Raw genomic sequence first — 20,699 nt, 5'->3', positions numbered from 1 at the left:
ACATTCTCCGTGAGGGGGTCCACTCAGCGTCCGCTGAGGAGCACGACGTGGGTTCCGGCAAGCTCGGTGGTGCGGGCATGGCGGAGGAGCCCTGCGCCGGGGCGGCGCCCGTTCCGGCGCGGCCGGGCAACACCCCTGGCGGGGCAGCGTCGTTACGCAGGTCGCCCGGCGCGCACGCACCGGTGACCCGCTACCTCGGAGGGCGCCGAGCCCATGCCACCCCATCTCGCCGGCGGCTGTGACGGCCCGGACCGGCTGCGTCCGCTGCTCGAGGCCGCGCTCGGCGCGCTCGCGGCCGGCGCGGCCGCCCGCGGGGGACCGCTTCCCGCGGGCGGCCCCGAGGCCGTCGCGTCCCGCGTGCGGGAGGCACTGGGGGAGGCCCTGCCGGAGGCCGGCACCGGGGCGGTCGAGGCGCTGAGCGCCCTGGTCGGGGTCGTCGCCGAGGGCGCCGCCGACCCGGCGGATCCGCTCTGCGCCGCCCACCTCCACTGCCCGCCGCTGGCCGCGGCCGTGGCGGCCGACCTGGCCGCGAGCGCGCTCAACCCCTCGATGGACTCCTGGGACCAGGCCCCGGCCGCGACCGCGCTGGAGGCGGCGGTGACCGCCGCGCTGGCGCGCCTGGTCCACCCGGACGCGGCAGCCCCGGACGCCCTGGTCACGACCGGCGGTACGGAGTCCAACCAGCTCGCGCTGCTCCTCGCCCGCGAGGACGCCTCCGGCGTACGGGTCGTCGCGGGGGCCAACGGCCACCACAGCGTCCCGCGCGCCGCCTGGCTGCTCGGGATGCCGGCCCCCGCCGTCGTGGACACCCCCCGCGGGGTCCTCGACCCGGACCGGGTGCGCTCCGCGCTCGCCGCCGCGGACGGCCCGGTGCTGCTGGTCGCCACCGCGGGCACCACGGACTCCGGCGACATCGACCCGCTCCCCGAACTCGCCCGCGTCGCCCGGGAGTACGGCGCGCGACTGCACGTCGACGCGGCGTATGGCGGGTCGCTGCTGTTCAGCGACCGGGAGGCGGCGAGGCTCACCGGACTGCGGCAGGCCGACACCGTCACCCTCGGCCTGCACAAACTCGGCTGGCAGCCGGTCGCGGCCGGGGTGCTCGCGGTGCGCGACGCCGCGCTGCTGCGGCCGCTGGAACACCGCGCCGACTATCTGAACGCCCCCGACGACACGGAGGCGGGCCTCCCCGACCTGCTCGGCCGCTCGCTGCGCACCACCCGCCGCCCCGATGTACTGAAGATCGCCGTCACACTGCGCGCCCTGGGCCGCCGAGGGCTGGGCGGGCTCGTCGAGGCGGTCTGTGACCGGGCCCGCCACCTCGCGGACCTGGTGGACCGGCATCCCGAACTGACCCTGCGCGCCCGCCCGGCCGTCAGCACCGTGCTCTTCCGCCCCACCGGCGCCACGGACGACGACGTCGCCGTGATCCGCCGCCGGCTCATGCTCGACGGCCGCGCCGTCCTCGGCCGGGCACGCGCCGACGGACGGCTCTGGCTCAAGGCCACCCTGCTCAACCCGGCCACCACGCCCACCGACCTCGAGGCACTGCTCACTCTCGTATGCGCGACCCACCAGGAAGGCAGCACCCCCCGATGACCGTCACCGACGACCACGACCCCCACCGGGACCAGCCCTTCGACCTGCTCGGCATCGGCATCGGCCCGTGCAACCTGTCCCTGGCCGCCCTCGCCGACGGCGTCCCGTACCTCAGCGCGGCCTTCTACGAGCAGGAGCGCACCTTCCGGTGGCACCCCGGGCTGCTCCTCGACGACGCCACTCTCCAGGTGCCCTTCCTCGCCGACCTGGTGAGCCTGGTCGACCCCACGAGCCGCTGGAGCTACCTCAACCACCTCAGGATCCGCGAGCGGCTGTTCCCGTTCTACTTCGCCGAGCGCTTCCACGCGCACCGCGCCGAATACGACGCCTACTGCCGCTGGGTCGCCGAGTCGCTGCCCACCACCTACTTCGGCCACCAGGTCGACACCGTCCGCTGGAACCCCGGGCGCGCCGTCTTCGAGGTGGACCACACCCGGCTCGACGCGGACGGCCAGGCGGAGGCACTCGGCCGCACCTACGCCCGCAACCTGGTGCTCGGCGTCGGCAGCGCGCCGTATGTGCCCGAGCCGCTGCGGCCGCTCGCCGAGTCGCCGGCGGTCCCCGTCGTGCACTCGGCGTACTACCTCGAGCACCGCGACCGGCTGCTCGCCGCCGACCACGTCACCGTCGTCGGCTCCGGGCAGTCCGGCGCCGAGGTCTTCCTGGACCTGCTGCGCGCCCGCCCCGCCGGGCACGAACGGCTGACCTGGATCGCCCGCAGCCCCGCGTTCGCCCCGATGGAGTACAGCAAGCTCGGCCTGGAGCAGTTCACCCCCGACTACACGCGCTTCTTCCACGGGCTGTCCGAGCCGGTCCGCGACAACCTCCTGCCGCGGCAGTGGCAGCTGCACCGCGCCATCGACCACGGCACGATCGGCGCCGTGCACGACGAGTTGTACCGCCGCACGCTCGGCGGCGGCTGGCCGGACGCCGTCCTCACCCCCGGGGTGACGGTCCGCACGGCCGGCCGGATGGGCATGGGGGCCGTCGAACTCCACCTGGAGCACGAGCAGCAGGGCACCCGCAGCCGGCTGATCACCAACGCGGTGGTCCTCGCCACCGGCTACCGGGAGCGCTCCCTGGACGGGCTGCTCGCCCCCGTCCATCCGTACATCCGCCGCGACACCGCCGGCCGGCCCGTGATCGACGCGTGCCACCGGCTGGAACTGGACCCGGCCGTCGCGAGCACCGGCGCCGCCGTGTACGTGCAGAACGCCGAGCGCCACACCCACGGTGTCGGCGCCCCCGATCTGGGGCTCGCCGCGTGGCGCTCGGCGGTCGTGCTCAACGCGGTGACCGGCAAGGATCCCTATCCGCTGCCCTCCCGCACGGCCTTCACGACCTTCGGGCTCAGCGCGGCCACCAACCCGGTCAGCCCTTGGACCGCGACTTCTCCTTGCGCAAGGCCCGCAGGTACTCGCGGTTCATAGCGGCGATCGACGGCAGCGGGATGCCCTTGGGGCAGGCCGTCGCGCACTCCCCGGTGTTGGTGCAGCCGCCGAAGCCCTGGTCGTCCATGGCGGTGACCATGTCCAGCACCCGGGTCTCGCGTTCCGGCTGCCCCTGCGGCAGCACGTTCAGATGGTTGACCTTGGCGGAGGTGAAGAGCATCGCCGAGCCGTTGGGGCAGGCCGCCACGCACGCGCCGCAGCCGATGCACTCGGCGTGCTCGAAGGCGAAGTCGGCGGCCTCCTTGGGCACGGCCGTCGCGTGCGCCTCGGGCGCGCTGCCGGTGGGCACACTGATGTAGCCGCCCGCCTGGATCACCCGGTCGAAGGCCGAGCGGTCCACGACCAGGTCCTTGACGACCGGGAAGGCGGCGGCCCGCCACGGCTCGACGTCGACGGTGTCGCCGTCCTTGAAGTGCCGCATGTGCAGCTGGCAGGTGGTGGTCCGCTCCGGGCCGTGCGCCTGGCCGTTGATGACCATGCCGCAGGCGCCGCAGATGCCCTCCCGGCAGTCGTGGTCGAAGGCCACGGGCTCGTCGCCGGCGAGGATCAGCTCCTCGTTGAGGACGTCGAGCATCTCCAGGAAGGACATGTCGGGGCTGATGTCCTCGACGCGGTAGGTGACCATGGCGCCCTCCTCCTCGGAGGACTGCTGGCGCCAGATGCGCAGGGTGAGGTTCACGCGTAGCTCCGCTGGGTGGGGTGTACGTACTCGAAGGCGAGCGCCTCCTTGTGGAGCACCGGGTCCTCGCCGGAGCCGGTGAACTCCCAGGCCGCGGCGTACGAGAAGTTCTCGTCGTCGCGCAGGGCCTCGCCGTCCGGGGTCTGGCTCTCCTCGCGGAAGTGGCCGCCGCAGGACTCGGTGCGGTGCAGGGCGTCCAGGCACATCAGCTCGGCCAGCTCCAGGAAGTCGGCGACCCGGTTGGCCTTCTCCAGCGACTGGTTGAGCTCCTCGCCGCTGCCGGGCACCTTCACCCGGCGCCAGAACTCCTCGCGCAGCGCCGGGATCCGCTCCAGCGCCTTGCGCAGCCCGGACTCGGTACGGGCCATGCCGCACTCGTCCCACAGCAGCTCGCCGAGCTCGCGGTGGAAGGAGTCCGGGGTGCGGTCGCCGTCCACGGCGAGCAGCAGGTTCAGCCGGTCCTCGACCTCGGCGACGGCCTCGGCGACCGCCGGGTGGTCGGGGGCCACGGTGTCGTGCGGGCCGCGCGCCAGGTAGTCGTTGATGGTGGACGGGAGGACGAAGTAGCCGTCGCCCAGGCCCTGCATCAGCGCGCTGGCGCCGAGCCGGTTGGCGCCGTGGTCGGAGAAGTTGGCCTCGCCGATCGCGAACAGACCGGGGATCGTGGTCTGCAGGTCGTAGTCCACCCACAGGCCGCCCATCGTGTAGTGCACGGCGGGGTAGATCCGCATGGGCCGGGTGTACGGGTCCTCGGCGGTGATCCGCTCGTACATCTCGAAGAGGTTGCCGTACTTCTCCTCCACCTTGGCGCGGCCCATGCGGGCGATCGCGTCGGCGAAGTCGAGGTAGACGCCCTGGCCGCCGGGGCCGACACCGCGGCCTTCGTCGCAGACGTTCTTGGCCGCGCGGGAGGCGATGTCGCGGGGTACCAGGTTGCCGAAGGAGGGGTAGATCCGCTCCAGGTAGTAGTCGCGCTCGTCCTCGGGGATCTCGTGCGGCGGACGGGTGTCGCCCTTGGCCTTCGGCACCCAGATGCGGCCGTCGTTGCGCAGCGACTCGCTCATCAGGGTGAGCTTGGACTGGTGGTCGCCGGAGCGCGGGATGCAGGTGGGGTGGATCTGGGTGAAGCAGGGGTTGGCGAAGTACGCGCCGCGCCGGTGGGCCCGCCAGATGGCGGTGGCGTTGGAGCCCTTGGCGTTGGTCGACAGGTAGAAGACGTTGCCGTAGCCGCCTGTCGCCAGCACCACGGCGTCGCCCATGTGCGTCGAGACCTCACCCGTCACCAGGTCGCGGGCCACGATGCCGCGGGCCCTGCCGTCCACCACGATCAGGTCGAGCATCTCGGTGCGGGGGTGCAGCTCCACATTGCCCGCGTCGATCTGCCGGGACAGCGCCTGGTAGGCGCCGAGCAGCAGCTGCTGCCCCGTCTGGCCGCGGGCGTAGAAGGTGCGGGAGACCTGCACGCCGCCGAAGGAGCGGGTGTCCAGCAGTCCGCCGTACTCGCGGGCGAAGGGCACGCCCTGCGCCACGCACTGGTCGATGATCTGCACCGACACCTCGGCGAGGCGGTGCACATTGGACTCGCGGGCGCGGAAGTCGCCGCCCTTGACGGTGTCGTAGAACAGGCGGTGCACGCTGTCGCCGTCGTTGCGGTAGTTCTTCGCCGCGTTGATGCCGCCCTGCGCCGCGATGGAGTGGGCCCTGCGCGGCGAGTCCTGGTAGCAGAACTGCACCACGTGGTAGCCCTGCTCGGCCAGCGTTGCGCCCGCGGCCCCGCCGGCCAGGCCCGTGCCGACCACGATCACCGTGTGCTTGCGGCGGTTGGCCGGGTTGACCAGTTTCGCCTCGAACTTGCGGCGCTCCCAGCGCTCCGCGATCGGCGCGTCCGGCGCCTTGGTGTCGGCGATCGGCTCGCCCAGTCGGTAATCCATGGTCAGTCCACCAATCCGGTCATCACGGCGACGGGTACGACGAGGAACCCGGCCGTCAGCGCGGCCGCGAGCACGTTCGCCGTGATCTTCAGCGCGCGGTCGCGGCGCTTGTTCACCGCCCCGAGGGTCTGTGCGGCGCTCCAGAAGCCGTGCCTGATGTGCAGGCCGAGGGCGAGCATCGCCACGATGTAGATGACGTTCACGTACCAGAGCTGGAAGTCGGCCACCAGGTTCTCGTACGGGTGGTGCTCCTTGCCCAGCGGATTCACGGTGAGCGTGGTCAGGTCCAGGATGTGCCAGACGATGTAGAGGCCGAGGATCACCCCGCCCCACCGCATCGTGCGGGTCGCGTAGCTGGTCCGCGGCCGCTTGTGCTCGTACTTCGTCGGGCGCGCCTTGATGTCGCGCCGGCTGAGCTGGTAGGCGGCGACGCCGTGCAGCACCACCGCCACCACCAGCCCGGCGCGCTGGATGTACAGGTACCAGCCGTTGTGCAGCGCGGGTTCGCCGATGGTGCGCAGCCACGCCGCGTACCCGTTGAACTCCTCCGCGCCGAAGAAGATCTTCAGATTGCCCAGCATGTGCGCGACCAGGAAGAGCAGCATGATCACGCCGGTCCCCGCCATGACCGCCTTCTTGCCCACGGTCGAGTCCCACAGTGCACGCAGGGCGGAGGGGCGGCGGCCCGTCCTCGTCCTCGTCGTCGCCAAAGCCATGCGCCCGAGGCTAGGTCTACCTGCGACGACAGGTCCAAGACATCTTGCGGCTCGTTTCGATAGGCCGTCTCTATCGTGGAGGTTTAGGGTGCGGACATGCAGCTGCAGCAGCTCGTGTACTTCCTGGCGGTCGCCGAGACCCTGCACTTCACCCGCGCCGCCGAGCGTGTCCACGTGGCCCAGCCGTCGCTGTCGCAGCAGATCAAGGCCCTGGAGCGGGAGCTGGGCGCGGAGCTGTTCAGCCGCGCGCGCGGCAACATCGCGCTGACCGACGCCGGAGAGGCGCTGCTGCCGCTCGCCCGCCGCATCATCGCCGACACCGAGACCGCCACCCAGGAGGTCCACGAGCTGGTGCAGCTCCGGCGCGGCAGGGTGCGGCTCGGCGCGACGCCGAGTCTGTGCACCGGCCTGCTGCCGGACGTGCTGCGCGACTACCACGACCGGTACCCGGGCATCCGGCTGATCATCGAGGAGGGCGGCTCCCGCGACCTGGTGCGCGAACTCGCCTCCGGCAGTCTCGATCTCGCGCTGATCGTGCTGCCGCTGCAGAGCCACGACCCCGCCCTGGACGCGACGCCCCTGCTGCACGAGGACCTGGTCGTGGTGACCGCCTCCGACGCGCCGCCGCCCTGCGCCGGCCCGGAGATCCGGGTGGCGGACCTGCGCGACCGGCCGCTGGTGATGTTCCGCAGCGGATACGACCTGCGGGACCTCACCGTCAGCGCGTGCCGGGCGGCGGGCTTCGAGCCGCGATTCGCGATCGAGGGCGGCGAGATGGACGCCGTGCTGGGCTTCGTGGAGTCAGGGCTGGGCCCCGCGGTCGTGCCGATGATGGTCGCCCGGCGCCGCCCCAGGCTGCGGACGACGCCCTTCGCGGCCCCGGGGCTGCAGCGCACCGTCGCCCTGGCCCACCGCAAGGACGCCGAACCGCCCCGTGCCGCCCGGGAGCTGCGCCGCGTGCTCCTGGAGCACGTACCATCCTGAACCGGCGTCAACCCTGCCGAACAAGCCTGAACCTCCTGAAGCATCCTGAACCGCCGCGAGAACCCCGGGCCGCCCCGGGTTCCGCGGACCGTGGCGGGTCCGTGCCGCTACCGTTCCGATCCACGGCGCAAAAGCTCCGAGCCGGATCGAATCGGGGTGCTTCACGCAAAGCGTGTTGAAGTAATGAAATAACCCCTTGTAGCCTGCTCGTGGATTCGGCGGTGCGACGGCGCGACGGAATACCCGAATGCCGCCCGCCGGAACGGACAAGGGGGAGAACATGTCTGATCCGCAGCAGGTCGAGAGGATTCTCAACCAGCAGTCGGACGACGTTCCGATCGTCATCGACGAGAACGGCGGGGTCCATCCGGCCTCGGACGGCGCGCGGGGCATCGCCATCCACGACGCCAAGGGCGATTACTGAGCCGCTTCGGCGGCCCGTATCCGATAGGAGGCCCTTGTGACGGAATTCGTGGTGCCGCGTGGCCTGCTCATCACCGACGGCGGTGACGGCAACCGGCTCTACCTGGAGCAACAGAAGCTCAGCGCGTACTTCCCGCAGTTCGGCTTCTCGCGCTCGAAGAAGGGGAACATTCGCGCGCGCGGCGCGCTGCGGGTCAATTCAGGAGAGGTCTTCGCGCTGAAGATAAAGCTGCCGGAAGGATATCCGCACAGCATTCCGCACATTTTCGCCGACGGCTGGGACGCCGACTGTCCGCACGTCTATTCGGCGGGAAATCTCTGCATCATGCGGCCGGACCAATGGCGTTCCTTCTACTCGATCGCCTTCGTCGTGGCGAAGACCGCCATCTGGCTCAACAAATTCGAGGTCTACCAGCGGCGCGGCTACTGGCCCGGCAACGAGCAGGGGCACTGACCGGACGGCATCCGGCAGCCACGCCGGCCGAGCCACCTCACCCAAGCCACCTCACCGGAGCCAGTGGAGGGCCTTCGCATGACCGACACAACTTTGGACACCGAACGCATCGAGCATCTCCTCGACGGCGCCGACGTCGGGGACCTGCGGCTGACCGTCGTCGGACTCGGCAGCGGGGGCGCGTTCACCGTGCAGCCGCTCGTCATGTCCGGCGTCCGGCAGTGGGATCTCTTCGATCCCGACCTGCTCGAACCCGTCAACCTCGTCAAACACCCCGCGTCCCGCACCTGGCTGGGCAAGCCCAAGGTGGAGGCCGTCTCGGCGTGGATGCTCGACCGGAACCCCGCCGTGGAGGCCCGGGCGCACCAGGAGGACGTGCGGAAGGCCGCCGGCTTCGAGGAGGCCGCGCGCGCTTCACGGCTGGTGCTCTGCGCCGTCGACGACCCCGCGGCCCGCAGCTGGGTGAACGCCCAGTGCGTGCGCCTGCGCAGGCCCTGCCTCACCGGTTCGGTCATCCGCACCGGTCTGGGCGGCCAGGTCTACCTGTACGCGCCCGGCGAGACCGGCTGCTTCGACTGCATGCAGAGGGTCGCCGACGGCAACGGCGCCAACCTCGAGGACGCCCTCGACCTCACCGAGGAGGAACGCCGGCACCGCTACGGCCTCGGGGACGAGAACTTCACCACCTCGGGGCTCGCGGGGGACATCTCCCTGGTCGCCTCCTTCCAGGCGAGCATGGCCTGGGCCGTGCTCATGGGTGGCCGCTCCCGCTATGTGCCGCCCCTGAACTTCAACTGGCTCACCGTGGGCATCCGCCCCGAGCCCGGCGTCTTCTCGGCCCGCTACGAGACGAAACGGATGCTGGTGCGCCCTCAGCGGGACTGCCACCTCGGCTGTGCGGGCGGTGACGGCTGATGGGCGGGCCCCAAGAGCGTCCCCACCCGGGGCCCCACCCCGGGCCGCACCCCGGGCCCCACCCCGCCGAACGGACCCGCCGACGGCACGGTGCCCCCGGCGCCGGCGCGCCGGTGCGACTGCCGCTGGCGATCCACCAGGACGTCCTCGACCGGGCCAGGGAGGAGATCAGGGCCCATCCGCACGTCGAGGTCGGAGGCAAGTTCGTCGGCCTGGTCGAGGGGGACTTCCGCTCCCTCGACCGGGACTGGGACCGGCAGCTGGCCCGACTGCGAGTCACCGTGCTGGCCTACCTCGACGCCGGACCGGGTAAGGACCGCTCCGCGGTCCACCACCACTCCGACACCGACTACCAGTACGAGCTCTTCCAGGAACTCCTGCGGGACCGCCCCGACCTGCAGTTCCTCGGGATCTGGCACAGCCACCACCCCAACGGGCTGCGCACGCTGAGCCCGGGTGACGAGCGCACCGGCCTCACGGCCGTCAACGGCGGCCACGAGTGGGACTTCCTGCTCTCCTCCCTCGCCGTCGACACCGGCGGCCTGGCCGCCGGCCGGCACTTCGTCTTCCTGCGCGGCCACCCCGCCCCCCGGGAGATCGACACGGCCGGGATCCGCGTCGTCGACGGGCCCAACCCCGTCGCCGAGGCGGTCGAGACGGCCGCCCGCCGGCTGCGGTCGGGCCGTACCCGCCCGCAGGTGTCCGCGATGCCCGCCTGGACGACGCAGGAGGCCGGGCGCGGGCTGCTCGCGGAGGACCAGGCATGGTTCGGGGAGCAGTTGCCCGGCATGCGCCCGTACCTGCGCGAGGGCGCCCTGCTGTGGCAGGGCACCGCCGGGGTCCAGGGGCGTGAACTCGAGTGCGCCTACCGCTATCCACCGGGCTTCCCCGAGGAACCCCCGCGCGCGGAGATCGGCTGCGCCGAGGCGCGGCACAGCTTCGTGATCACCGACCTCGGAACCCGGCACGAGACGCTGCTGCACTGCCTGCGGACCGTGGCCGCCTCGCTGGAACCCTGAGGCCGCCCGGCCCTCCGGGAGGCCCCCGGGAACGCCCGGAGGGCATGTGCGCGCCCGCACATGCCCTCCGGGCCCCCCGCCGCGAGGACGGCAGAGGGCGCAGGCCGTGTCGTCCTAGAAGACCGGCACGCCGCCGCGGGTCAGCTTCCAGTCCTGCGAACCGAACAGCGCGGGGTCGATGGAGCCGTTCGCCCGCACCCAGGCGATGATGGTGTTCCGGATCTCCTCGGAGTTCGCCCACACCTGCTGCGCCGCCGCGACGCCGGGGAAGTTGCCGCCGCCGTTGGCCCGGTAGTTGTTGACGGCCAGGACGAAGCGGGCCGACTCGTCGATCGGCGCGCCCTGGAACCGTACGTTCGACACCCGGGAACCGGCGGGCCGGGCGATGTCGATGTCGTAGGTGACCCCGCTGACCACGTCGTAGTTGTAGTCGGGCGTGCCGTTCGCGTTCGTCAGCTTCGACACGTCGACGGCCGCGTCGGGCGCCGTCTGCACGAAGTAGTTCGCCGAGAACTCGATGTAGGCCTTGATCTGGGCGCCGGTCAGGATCCGGGCCTCCAGGGTGTTCTCGAAGACGTACAGCCCGGCGACGTCGCGGATGGTGACCTGGCCCGCCGGGATGGCGGCCGTGCGCGAGAAGCACGCGGCCTGCGAGAGCACCGGCAGGGAGGCGTACTCGGTGCCCGCGAGCGCCGTCTTGACCGTCTCGGCCTGGACGAAGTTGATGAAGTCGATGATCGGCGTGTCCTTGTAGGGGGACTCCTGCGCCGACATCGCGGCCGCCGAGGTGCCGATCACCTGGTTGACGTAGGCCACGACCTCCTTGTGCTCGTCCGCGAGCAGCCGGACGATCCGCGGGTCCTCCTCGACGGTGTTGGAGTTGAGGACGGACGCGCCGACGGTGACGACCTCCCACTTGCCCCGGACCAGCTCCAGGTCGAAGTCGAAGACGGTCAGGCGCTGGCCCCACTTCAGCGGCTCGGAGAGCACCACGCCCTGGCCGGTCTGCTTGTTGGCCACCACGTACTCCGGGATCTCGGTGTGGGCGTGGCCGACCAGGATCGCGTCGATGCCCGGCACCTGCTCGGCGACCAGCGCCGCCGCGTTCTCGATGTACGGCAGCTGGTCACCGTAGGAGGAGGTGCCCGAGGAACCGCTGTGGGCCGAGACGACGACCACGTCGGCGCCCATCGCGCGCAGCCGCGGCACGTACTTCGCGGCCTGCTCCTCCAGGCCCGGGAAGGTCATCTTGCCCTGGACGTTGGCCTTGTCCCAGATCGCGATGCCGGGGTTGGTCAGGCCGAGGACGGCCACCTTCACGTCGGGCGCGCCCTTCACGCACAGCCGGTGGAAGGAGTACGGCGGGAAGGCCGGCCTGCCCGTCCGCGCGTCGAGCGCGTTGGCGCCCAGCAGCGGGAAGTCGCACTGCTTCTCGAACGCGCGGAGCACCGGGATGCCGTAGTTGAACTCGTGGTTCCCCAGCGCCGCCGCGTCGTAGCCGATGGCGTTCATGGCCTGCGCCATCGGGTGCACCGGGCCGTGCTTGGCGGTGATCGGGTCGATCTTGGCGTAGTAGTACGACAGCTGGGTGCCCTGGATGGTGTCGCCCGCGTCGATCAGCAGGGTGTTGTGGCGGCCCTTCGCCGCGCGCTGCTGTGCGACCAGGGTGGAGATCTTGGCGAGGCCGACGTCGTTGTGCGCCTTGTCGTCGAACTCGGCGTCGGTGAAGTAGTCCCAGTTGAAGACGTTGCCGTGCAGGTCGGTGGTGCCGAGGACGCTGAAGGAGTACGTCTTCGGACGGTGCCCGTGACCGCCCGCGGCCTGGGCCGGAGCCGCACCGGCCAGGACGCCGGCCCCGCCGGCCAGCGCGATCCCCGCACCCGTGGCGGCGGAGCGGTTGAGGAAGTCCCTGCGGTTCAGCGGCATACGTCGGCTCCAGGTTCCCGGGGACGCCCCGGCGGTCGCCGCGGGCGGAATGATGGTCTGCTTGTGGTGTTAACGCGCGTAGATTCTGGCGCAAGGGCGCCCGGGACAACACCCCCGCCAGGTTGCGAACAGATGACTCGTCACGGGCGCACGGGCCTGGCAGGGTGGGACACATGACCACAGAACCGGCCAGGACGTACCCGACGCCCGAGACCCCGCACGTGGGCGTCCGGGGTGAGGCGACCCTCGAGGTCGAGCCCGAACTCGCCCGGATCGCCGTCACCGTCACCGCCCGCGGCACCGACCGCCGTGCCACCCTCGACGAACTCGGGCGGCGCAACGCGCAGGTGCTCGACCTCGTCAAGGGCTGCGGCGGCGCCGTGGAGAAGGTCGAGACCGGCGCCTTCGTGATCACCCCCGAGCTGCGGGAGCGGGGCCGCGGCGAACGCGTCCGCGCCTACCACGGCAGTGTCCGCATCGATGCCACCCTCACCGACTTCACCGTCCTGGGGGAGCTCACCACCCGACTGGCCGATCTGGAGCTCACCCGTGTCGACGGCCCCTGGTGGTCCCTGCGGCCGGACTCCCCGGCCTACAGCGACGCCCGCCGCCAGGCCGTGCGCGACGCGGTGCGGCGCGCCCGCGAGTACGCCGAGGCGCTCGGCGCCCGCCTGGTCGCCCTGGTCGAGCTCGCCGACGAGGGCGTCCAGCAGTCCGCGCCGTTCGCCGCCCGCCCGGCCCTGCGGACCGCCGCCTTCGCGGCACCGGGCGGCGCCGAGGACATGGCCCGGCCCCTTGACATGGAGCCCGCGCGACAGAGCGTGTACGCGCAGGTCACCGCGCACTTCACCATGACGGCCCCCGACCTGTCGGACTGACCGCCGGTATGCCCGCGGTGTGCTCATCAGAGCGGCACCCGGCTCACTTCACCACTTGTCAACATCCGTTCACGAGGCTGATGTTGGCCGGTCGCCTCCCGCGAGATCCCTACTGTGAAGTAGGTCATAGGCTCACCTCATGCGCCGAGCAAAAATCGTCTGCACCCTCGGGCCCGCCACCGATGGCTACGACCAGATCAAGGCCCTGGTCGACGCCGGTATGGACGTCGCCCGTCTGAACATGAGCCATGGCTGCCACGCCGATCACGAGGAGCGGTACCGGCGCGTGCGCAAAGCCGCCGACGAGACCGGCCGCAGCGTCGGGATCCTCGCGGACCTTCAAGGCCCGAAGATCCGGCTGGGCCGCTTCGCGGAGGGCCCCGTACTCCTTGAACGCGGTGACGAGTTCACGATCACCACCGAGGAGATCGAGGGCGACCGCCTGATCTGCGGCACCACCTACAAGGGCCTCGCCGCCGACGTCACCCGCGGTGAGCGGATCCTTGTCGACGACGGCCGCGTCACCCTGGAGGTCACGGGGGTCGACGGCCCCCGGGTCCGCACCCTGTGCATCGAGGGCGGGCTGATCTCCGACAACAAGGGCCTCAACCTGCCCGGTGTCGCCGTCTCCGTGCCCGCCCTGTCCGAGAAGGACGTCGATGACCTGCGCTGGGCGCTGCGCACCGGTGTCGATGTCATCGCGCTGTCCTTCGTCCGCAGCGGCCGCGACGCCGAGGACGTCCTGCGGATCATGCGCGAGGAGGACCGCCGGATCCCCGTCATCGCCAAGGTCGAGAAGCCGCAGGCGGTCGACAACCTGGAGGACATCGTCGCGGCCTTCGACGGCATCATGGTCGCCCGCGGCGACCTCGGCGTCGAGATGCCGCTGGAGTCCGTGCCGATGGTGCAGAAGCGCGCCGTCAAGCTCGCCCGGCGCAACGCCAAGCCCGTGATCGTCGCGACCCAGATGCTGGAGTCGATGATCGACTCCTCGCGCCCCACCCGTGCCGAGGCCTCCGACGTCGCCAACGCCGTCGTGGACGGCGCCGACGCGGTCATGCTCTCCGGCGAGACCAGTGTCGGCAAGCACCCCGTCGAGACGGTCCGGACGATGGGCCGGATCGTCGCCGCCGCCGAGGAGGACATGCTCGCGGCCGGTCTGCCGCCGCTGACCGAGCAGAACAAGCCCCGCACGCAGGGCGGTGCCGTCGCGCGCGCGGCCGCCGAGATGGGCGACTTCCTCGACGCCAAGTACCTGGTGGCCTTCACGCAGTCCGGTGACACCGCTCGCCGGCTCTCCCGCTACCGCTCGCCGATCCCGGTGCTCGCGTTCAGCCCCGAGCCGGCCACCCGCTCCCAGCTGAGCCTCACCTGGGGCGTGGAGACCTTCCTCGGGCCGATGGTCCAGACGACCGACGAGATGGTCGACCAGGTCGACGAGCAGCTGCTGCGCATCGGCCGCTGCCAGGAGGGCGACGTCGTCGTCATCACGGCCGGCTCGCCGCCCGGCGTCTCGGGGACCACCAACCTCGTGCGCGTCCACCGGATCGGGGAGGACGACTCTCCTTCCCGTCCCTGACGCCGTCCGCGCCGCCGGCGCCGTCCGTGCCGTCCGCGCCGCGTGCGGCCGGGCGCCGGCCGCGCGCCTCCAGGAGCAGCGAGAGCGACAGCAGCGCCGCGCCGAGTACGAGGCAGCCCCACGGCAGGTAGCCGGTCATCAGCAGCACCGCCTGCCGCTGGGACTTCACCAGGGCCACGGTGTGCCGGATGTAGTCCTCGCGCATCTTCACGTGCCCGGCGAACGCGGTGATCGGCTGCTGCTTCCCGTCGGTGAAGCGCATCTCCTCGCGGTGGACCTCCTCCCCGTTGACCGGCGCGCCGGTCACGGGGTCCACCCAGAACATGCGCTTGGTGGTGTACCAGCGCTCCATGCCCATCGCCGCGACGGTCTGCGGGGTGACGCCCTCCACCGGCATCTTCTTCGGCAGGGGGACCTTGATCCAGGGCACGGTCTGCTCGAAGTAGTAGACCTTCAGGCCGCGGAACTCCCGCGTGCCCCGGTAGTGGATGGGCGCGGAGGTCCGCGCCTGCGCGTCGAAGTAGTAGTAGTCCCGTTTCTCGGTGAGGAACGGGAACTTGAATTCGAGGCCCCGGCGTTCGACCGGATCGCCGTCGACGCTCTCGCCCTCGAAGTGGACGGGGGCCTGGGTGTGCGCGTCGAAGATGTACCGCTCGGGGACCTGCGAGACCATCGCGCCGTCCGGGCCCACCACGTAGGCCAGCCCGTCCCACACGACGACGTCGCGGCCGGTGGCCCGGTCGATCCGGTGCGCCTCCTCCACGTTGCCCTTGAGGGTCTGCACGATGCTGACCTTCGAGACCTTCTTCGGCCGCATCGTGCCGTAGTCGAGGAGCGTCGCGTCCCGGGCCTCCAGGACGACCGACTGGTACTGGCCCGCGGGGATCTTCGCCAGCCGGGGGAAGGCGTACCAGCGGATCAGTGGTGAGAGCGCGGCGAAGAACACCGCGAGGGCGAGTAGGACCAGGCTGGACCTGCGGCGCATGGGGACCGCCCTCCTACGGGTGCGCCGGGACGGTGGTGAGCAGCGGCTCGGGGGAGGTGCTGCCGTCCGGCGGGCCGATCGCGGTCACGAGGAGGACGAGTCCGGACGCGACGACGAGTCCGATGGCCGCGGCGATGACTGCGCGCATGGCCGTACCTCCCGGTCGTACGGCTACGTCGGCTGGGCCGGTGAACCGTAGCAACCGGGAGTTGAAATGAGAACAGGTTCTACGTCGTCAGTTGACCCGGCCGGATGCGGTGGCGCCCTCGGTCTCCGACGCGGACGGCGACGGGCTGCCCCCGGGCGACTCGGTCGCGCACGGGTCGGGGGTGCCGGTCGGCGACGGGGACGCCGGGTCGGTGGGCGTCGCGGAGTCCGTCGGGCAGGTGGGGGTGACCGTCGGGCTCGTGGTCGGGCTCGCCGTCGGGGTGTCGGTGGGGGTGGGCGACACGGTCGGCGAGGGGGTGCCCGAGGGGGTGCCGATGGTGCCGCTGGACGTCGCCGTCGGCGTGGGCTTCTTCGTCGGCCGGGGGGAGCCCGTCGGGCTCGCGCTCGGGGACTTCGAGGGCGAGGGGGACGTGGTGGGGGACGGCGAGTGCTCCCCGGTGTCGCCGCCCGCGCCGCCGACGTCCGGGACGGAGACGACATCGCCCTTGCGGAAGTGCTCGTACCAGGACAGGACCGTGTTCAGGTAGGCCTGGGAGTGGTTGTAGCCGAGGATCGCCTGGCGCAGGTGGCTCTCGATCGACAGGTCGCGGTTGCCCGCGCAGAGGTAGCGGCCGGCGGCGAGCGCCGCGTCGAATATGTTGTTGGGGTTGGTGACCCCGTCGTCGTTGCCGTCGGCGCCCCAGGTCTGCCACGTCGACGGGATGAACTGCATCGGGCCGACGGCGCGGTCGTGGACCTTGTCGCCGTCCCAGGCTCCGTCGTCGGTGTCCGTGATCTTCGCGAAGCCGTTGCCGTTCAGGGGCGGGCCGAGGATCGGGGAGATCGTGGTGCCCTCGGCGTCGACGTTGCCGCCGCGCGCCTGGTTGGACTCGACCTGGCCGATCGCGGCCAGCAGTTCCCAGCGTAGGTTGCACCCGGGGTCGCTGGCGGCGAGCGCGGTCTCCGCCCTGCGGTAGGCCTCCAGGACGGTCGCGGGCAGGCCCGTGCCGTCGGTCGTCACCGTGCCGGTGCCGGTACCCGGGGTGGCGGAGGTGCCGGGGGCGGGCGTGTTGAGCGGAGGGAGTTCGGTCAAGTACTCCGACGAGTTGCCGTCGATGGGGTCTCCCGGCGGGGGCACCACCGGTGCGGCCGCGCTGGTGTTCAGCAGGCCCGGCAGCAGCCCCGGAGCCTGGGAACCCGTCAGCGCCGCCATGGCCGCGGCGGCCACCGCCGTGCCCGCGACTCCCCTGCGGATCCGCCGTCCGTACCGCGCTCGCATACCCGGTGCCCCTCCCCGAAGCCGTGTTGCCCGTCTCCCTGCGTGACAACCCTGGTGACCCTACGGCAACTTCCTGAACGGAGCCACCGTGCGGGACGTCGCATACTGATCAGACAGATGTGTTCCGGAAGAGGTTGCATGCCGTTCACGATCAGTCATGCGTTGGCCGTACTGCCGGGCCTGCGGCAGGACAGCGCCGGCACCGTACGGGGTCGCGGCCCGCTCGTCGCTGCCGCCCTCATCGCCGGGTCCTTCGCCCCCGACGTGCCGTACTTCGCCGATTCACTGGTTCCGGGCCTCTTCGGCTACGGGCAGCTCACCCACGCCCCGCTGGGCGTCGCCCTCGCGGACCCCGTCATCGCCGCCGGGCTGGTGGGCGGCTGGGCGGTGCTGCGCGGCCCGATGGTGGCGCTGCTGCCCGCCCGCCACCAGGGCCGGATCGCCGCCCTGGCGGGCTGCGGAGACCGGTGGCGGCCGTCGGCGCGCTCGGTCGCGGCCTTCTGGGCGTCGGCCGTGGCCGGGGCGACCACCCATGTCGTCTGGGACGCCTTCACCCACCCCGGACGCTGGGGCGTCCGCCTGCTGCCCGTGCTCGACCAGGAGATCCACGGCACGGCCCTGCACAAGTACGTGCAGTACGGAAGCTCGGCCGTGGCACTGGCCCTGCTGGCCTGGTACGGCGCGCGCACCCTGCGGGCCACGCCCGAACCGGCCGAAAATCGCCCCTCCCCGCTGCCCCGGCTCTCCCGCCGCGCCCGGCGGCTCGCCCTGACCGTCCTCGGCGCCACCACGGCCACCGGAGCCGCCGTGCGGGCGGAGCAGTGGTACGACGCGACCGGGGACGCCGGCGGGATCATCCCGACCGGGCTCTTCGGCGCCGGCGCGGGACTCGCCCTGGCCGCCGCGGCCTGCTCCGGCGCGGTGCATCTCACGCACCGCGCCGCGCGACGCGGCGGCCGGGGGACGGCCGATCAGTGGGCCGCCGACTCCCAGTCCGGGCCGGCACCCACCGAGACGTCCAGCGGCGCCCGCAACGGGTAGGCGGCGGCCATCTCCCGGCGGACCAGCTCCTCCACCCCCGCCCGCTCCCCGGGGGCGACCTCGACCACGATTTCGTCGTGCACCTGCAGCAGCAGACGGGACCGCAGCCCCTCCGCCGCGAGCGCCGCGTCCACCTTGAGCATCGCGATCTTGACGATGTCGGCGGCCGAGCCCTGGATCGGCGCGTTCAGCGCCATCCGCTCGGCCATCTCGCGGCGCTGCCGGTTGTCACTGGTCAGGTCCGGCAGATAGCGGCGACGGCCCATCAGCGTCTCGGTGTAGCCCGTGACGCGGGCCTCGTCCACCACGCGCTGCAGATAGTCGCGCACCCCGCCGAACCGCTCGAAGTACGTCTCCATCAGGCCGCGCGCCTCCGCCGCCTCGATGCCCAGTTGCTGCGACAGGCCGAACGCCGACAGCCCGTACGCCAGCCCGTACGACATCGCCTTGATCTTGCGGCGCATCTCGGCGTCCACCTGCTCCGGCGGCACCGAGAAGACATAGCTGCCGACGGTTGTGTGCAGATCCTCGCCGGAGTCGAAGGCGGCGATCAGCCCCTCGTCCTCCGACAGGTGGGCCATCACCCGCAGTTCGATCTGGCTGTAGTCGGCGGTCAGCAGCGACTCGTAGCCCTCGCCGACGACGAAGCCACGCCGGATCGCCCGCCCCTCGTCGGTGCGCACCGGCACGTTCTGCAGATTGGGGTCGGTCGACGACAGCCGGCCGGTGGCCGCCACGATCTGGCTGAACGTGGTGTGGATCCGGCCGTCGGGCGCCACCGTCTTGATCAGGCCCTCCACCGTCACCCGCAGCTTCGCCTGCTCCCGGTGGCGCAGCATGATCACCGGCAGCTCGTGCTCGGTCTGCGCCGCCAGCCACGCCAGCGCGTCCGCGTCGGTGGTGTAACCCGTCTTGGTCTTCTTCGTCTTGGGCAGGCCCAGCTCGCCGAAGAGCACCTCCTGCAACTGCTTGGGGGAGCCCAGGTTGAACTCGTGCCCGACCGCGGCGTGCGCCTCCTTCACCGCGAGCTGCACCTCGCCCGCGAACCGCTGCTCCAGGCGCTCCAGATGCTCCCGGTCCGCCGCGATGCCCGCCCGCTCCATCCGGGCCAGCAGCGCGGAGGTCGGCAACTCCACCTCGCGCAGCAGCCGCAGCGCGCCGTCCTGCTCCAGCCGGGCCGCGAACGCGTCGCCCAGGTCCAGCACCGTGCGCGCCTGCACCATCAGGGCGTCCGCCTCGGCCTCGTCCTCGGCGCCGAACGCCAACTGGCCGTCCTCCGCGCCCGCCGGGGCCAGCTCCCGGCCCAGATACTCCACCGACAGCGCGTCCAGCGCGAACGAGCGGCGGCCGGGCTTGACCAGATACGCCGCCAGCGCCGTGTCCATCGCGACGCCGTCCACGCTCCAGCCGTGCTCGGCGAAGACCCGCATGACGTTCTTGGCGTTGTGCAGCACCTTCGGCCGGCCGGCGTCCGCCAGCCACGCCGCGAAGGCCCGCTCGTCCTCCTCGTCCAGCGCCGCCGGATCGAACCAGGAAGCCGGGCCCTGCGCCGTCGCCAGCGCCACCTCGGACACACTGCCCGCGCCCAGCGCCCACGCGTCGACCGACGCCACGCCCAGCGGCCCGCCGGCGTGCTCCGCCAGCCAGCCCGCCAGCTCGCCCGCGGCCAGCACCCGGCCCTCCACGGCCACCCCGCCGGCGACCTCCGGCTCGCCACCCTCCACAGCCGCCCCCGGATCGGCCGCGAACAGCCGGTCGCGGAAGTTGGGGTGGCGGAACTCCAGGGTGTCCAGCACGACGTTCACGGCGTCCCGGTCGTACGGCTGCCGCTCCAGCTCCGCGGGCCCGCACGGCAGCTCCACGTCCCGCACCAGCTCCGTCAGCCGGCGGTTCAGCTTCACCGACTCCAGATGGGCGCGCAGATTCTCGCCCGCCTTGCCCTTCACCTCGTCCGCCCGGTCCGCGAGCTCCGCGAACGACCCGAACTGGTTGATCCACTTGGCGGCGGTCTTCTCCCCGACACCCGGAATGCCCGGCAGATTGTCCGACGGGTCGCCGCGCAGCGCCGCGAAGTCCGGATACTGCGTGGGGGTCAGCCCGTACTTCTCCACGACCTTCTCCGGGGTGAACCGGGTCAGCTCGGAGACGCCCTTCGTCGGGTACAGCACCGTGACATGGTCCGAGACGAGCTGGAAGGAGTCGCGGTCGCCGGTGACGATCAGCACCTCGTACCCCAGCGCCTCGGCCTGGGAGGCCAGCGTGGCGATCACATCGTCCGCCTCGTAACCCTCCGTGGCGAAGCGGCGGACGTTCATCGTGTCCAGCAGCTCGCCGATCAGCGTCACCTGGCTGCGGAACTCGTCCGGCGTCGCGGACCGGGTCGCCTTGTACTCAGGGAACTCCTCCAGACGCCACGTATGCCGCGAGACGTCGAACGCGACCGCGAGATGCGTCGGCCGCTCGTCACGCAGGGTGTTCGCCAGCATCGACGCGAAGCCGTACACCGCGTTCGTCGGCTGGCCGGTGGTGGTGTTGAAGTTCTCCACCGGCAGCGCGTAGAACGCCCGGTACGCCAGCGAATGCCCGTCCAGCAGGAGCAACCGGGGCCGCTCACCCCCCTGGGGTGCGGTGCCGGTCGCCACGTTCGTCTTCTCTGCCTTTGCTGCCACGTCCCCGATCCTCCCACGCCCCAC

Annotated in this window: 18 protein-coding genes; 10 read left to right on the top strand and 8 right to left on the bottom strand. The window is 71.8% G+C overall.

All coding sequences use genetic code 11. The annotated features are described in order from the left end of the window. Window positions 1-213: 213 nt before the first annotated feature. Together AB0F62_RS25500 and AB0F62_RS25495 are read left to right on the top strand one after the other, a co-directional pair. On the top strand, window positions 214-1,599 hold the full coding sequence (locus AB0F62_RS25500) for an aminotransferase class V-fold PLP-dependent enzyme (RefSeq protein ID WP_361803474.1): 1,386 nt from the start codon (window positions 214-216) through the stop codon (window positions 1,597-1,599). After that, entirely contained in the window at window positions 1,596-3,029 is a 1,434-nt protein-coding gene (locus AB0F62_RS25495) for a SidA/IucD/PvdA family monooxygenase (RefSeq protein ID WP_361803471.1), read from the top strand. The genes AB0F62_RS25500 and AB0F62_RS25495 overlap by 4 nt, the downstream gene beginning before the upstream one ends. Here the strand turns inward: AB0F62_RS25495 and AB0F62_RS25490 are convergent. Genes AB0F62_RS25490 through AB0F62_RS25480 form a run of 3 tightly spaced genes read right to left on the bottom strand, consistent with a single transcriptional unit; the run spans window position 2,971 to window position 6,376 of the window. Next, complete coding sequence (locus AB0F62_RS25490) at window positions 2,971-3,729, bottom strand: succinate dehydrogenase/fumarate reductase iron-sulfur subunit (RefSeq protein ID WP_361803468.1); 759 nt, start codon at window positions 3,727-3,729, stop codon at window positions 2,971-2,973. The genes AB0F62_RS25495 and AB0F62_RS25490 overlap by 59 nt on opposite strands. Beyond that, window positions 3,726-5,660: a fumarate reductase/succinate dehydrogenase flavoprotein subunit gene (locus tag AB0F62_RS25485; RefSeq protein ID WP_361803465.1), complete on the bottom strand. Its 1,935-nt coding sequence runs from the start codon at window positions 5,658-5,660 to the stop codon at window positions 3,726-3,728. The genes AB0F62_RS25490 and AB0F62_RS25485 overlap by 4 nt, the downstream gene beginning before the upstream one ends. A gap of 2 nt (window positions 5,661-5,662) precedes the next feature. Beyond that, window positions 5,663-6,376: a succinate dehydrogenase cytochrome b subunit gene (locus tag AB0F62_RS25480; RefSeq protein WP_361803462.1), complete on the bottom strand. Its 714-nt coding sequence runs from the start codon at window positions 6,374-6,376 to the stop codon at window positions 5,663-5,665. A gap of 96 nt (window positions 6,377-6,472) precedes the next feature. Here AB0F62_RS25480 and AB0F62_RS25475 point away from each other — a divergent pair, with 96 nt between their 5' ends. From AB0F62_RS25475 to AB0F62_RS25455, 5 genes are all read left to right on the top strand, one after another. Further along, the gene (locus AB0F62_RS25475) at window positions 6,473-7,360 is read left to right on the top strand and encodes a LysR substrate-binding domain-containing protein (protein WP_361803459.1); all 888 of its coding nucleotides are present in this window, start codon (window positions 6,473-6,475) and stop codon (window positions 7,358-7,360) included. Between the two features lie 280 nt (window positions 7,361-7,640). Beyond that, window positions 7,641-7,784 carry a hypothetical protein gene (locus AB0F62_RS25470; RefSeq protein ID WP_361803456.1) on the top strand — a complete coding sequence of 48 codons (144 nt, stop codon included), beginning with the start codon at window positions 7,641-7,643 and terminating at the stop codon, window positions 7,782-7,784. A 36-nt stretch (window positions 7,785-7,820) separates the two neighbouring features. After that, window positions 7,821-8,237 (top strand): hypothetical protein, encoded by a 417-nt coding sequence (locus AB0F62_RS25465; protein ID WP_361803453.1) that lies wholly within the window; start codon window positions 7,821-7,823, stop codon window positions 8,235-8,237. Between the two features lie 78 nt (window positions 8,238-8,315). Further along, complete coding sequence (locus tag AB0F62_RS25460) at window positions 8,316-9,152, top strand: ThiF family adenylyltransferase (protein ID WP_361803450.1); 837 nt, start codon at window positions 8,316-8,318, stop codon at window positions 9,150-9,152. 113 nt (window positions 9,153-9,265) lie between these two features. Beyond that, on the top strand, window positions 9,266-10,171 hold the full coding sequence (locus tag AB0F62_RS25455) for a hypothetical protein (protein ID WP_361803447.1): 906 nt from the start codon (window positions 9,266-9,268) through the stop codon (window positions 10,169-10,171). 114 nt (window positions 10,172-10,285) lie between these two features. Here AB0F62_RS25455 and AB0F62_RS25450 read toward each other — a convergent pair whose 3' ends face one another. Then, entirely contained in the window at window positions 10,286-12,097 is a 1,812-nt protein-coding gene (locus tag AB0F62_RS25450; protein WP_361803444.1) for a 5'-nucleotidase C-terminal domain-containing protein, read from the bottom strand. A gap of 173 nt (window positions 12,098-12,270) precedes the next feature. Here AB0F62_RS25450 and AB0F62_RS25445 point away from each other — a divergent pair, with 173 nt between their 5' ends. Both AB0F62_RS25445 and pyk read left to right on the top strand, forming a co-directional pair. Continuing rightward, window positions 12,271-12,975, top strand: a complete 705-nt coding sequence (locus tag AB0F62_RS25445) for an SIMPL domain-containing protein (RefSeq protein WP_361803441.1) — start codon at window positions 12,271-12,273, stop codon at window positions 12,973-12,975. Between the two features lie 139 nt (window positions 12,976-13,114). After that, complete coding sequence (gene pyk / locus AB0F62_RS25440; RefSeq protein ID WP_361803438.1) at window positions 13,115-14,554, top strand: pyruvate kinase; 1,440 nt, start codon at window positions 13,115-13,117, stop codon at window positions 14,552-14,554. On the opposite strand, the gene AB0F62_RS25435 is transcribed toward pyk, so the two are convergent. From AB0F62_RS25435 to AB0F62_RS25425, 3 genes are all read right to left on the bottom strand, one after another. Beyond that, window positions 14,463-15,539 (bottom strand): DUF3068 domain-containing protein, encoded by a 1,077-nt coding sequence (locus tag AB0F62_RS25435; protein WP_361803435.1) that lies wholly within the window; start codon window positions 15,537-15,539, stop codon window positions 14,463-14,465. The two genes, pyk and AB0F62_RS25435, sit on opposite strands and share 92 nt — an antisense overlap. A 13-nt stretch (window positions 15,540-15,552) precedes the next feature. Next, complete coding sequence (locus AB0F62_RS25430; RefSeq protein WP_361803432.1) at window positions 15,553-15,687, bottom strand: SPW_0924 family protein; 135 nt, start codon at window positions 15,685-15,687, stop codon at window positions 15,553-15,555. 87 nt (window positions 15,688-15,774) lie between these two features. After that, on the bottom strand, window positions 15,775-16,965 hold the full coding sequence (locus AB0F62_RS25425) for a hypothetical protein (protein ID WP_361803429.1): 1,191 nt from the start codon (window positions 16,963-16,965) through the stop codon (window positions 15,775-15,777). Between the two features lie 138 nt (window positions 16,966-17,103). On the opposite strand from AB0F62_RS25425, the gene AB0F62_RS25420 reads away from it, so the two are divergent. Then, on the top strand, window positions 17,104-18,006 hold the full coding sequence (locus tag AB0F62_RS25420; protein ID WP_361803426.1) for a DUF4184 family protein: 903 nt from the start codon (window positions 17,104-17,106) through the stop codon (window positions 18,004-18,006). On the opposite strand, the gene polA is transcribed toward AB0F62_RS25420, so the two are convergent. Then, window positions 17,937-20,675, bottom strand: coding sequence for a DNA polymerase I (gene polA / locus AB0F62_RS25415; protein WP_361803423.1), 2,739 nt, complete (start codon window positions 20,673-20,675; stop codon window positions 17,937-17,939). The two genes, AB0F62_RS25420 and polA, sit on opposite strands and share 70 nt — an antisense overlap. Window positions 20,676-20,699: the final 24 nt, after the last annotated feature.

It is taken from the genome of Streptomyces sp. NPDC026673, assembly GCF_040638135.1.
GTDB lineage: Bacteria > Actinomycetota > Actinomycetes > Streptomycetales > Streptomycetaceae > Actinacidiphila.
This window is presented reverse-complemented; position numbering and strand designations above follow the sequence as displayed.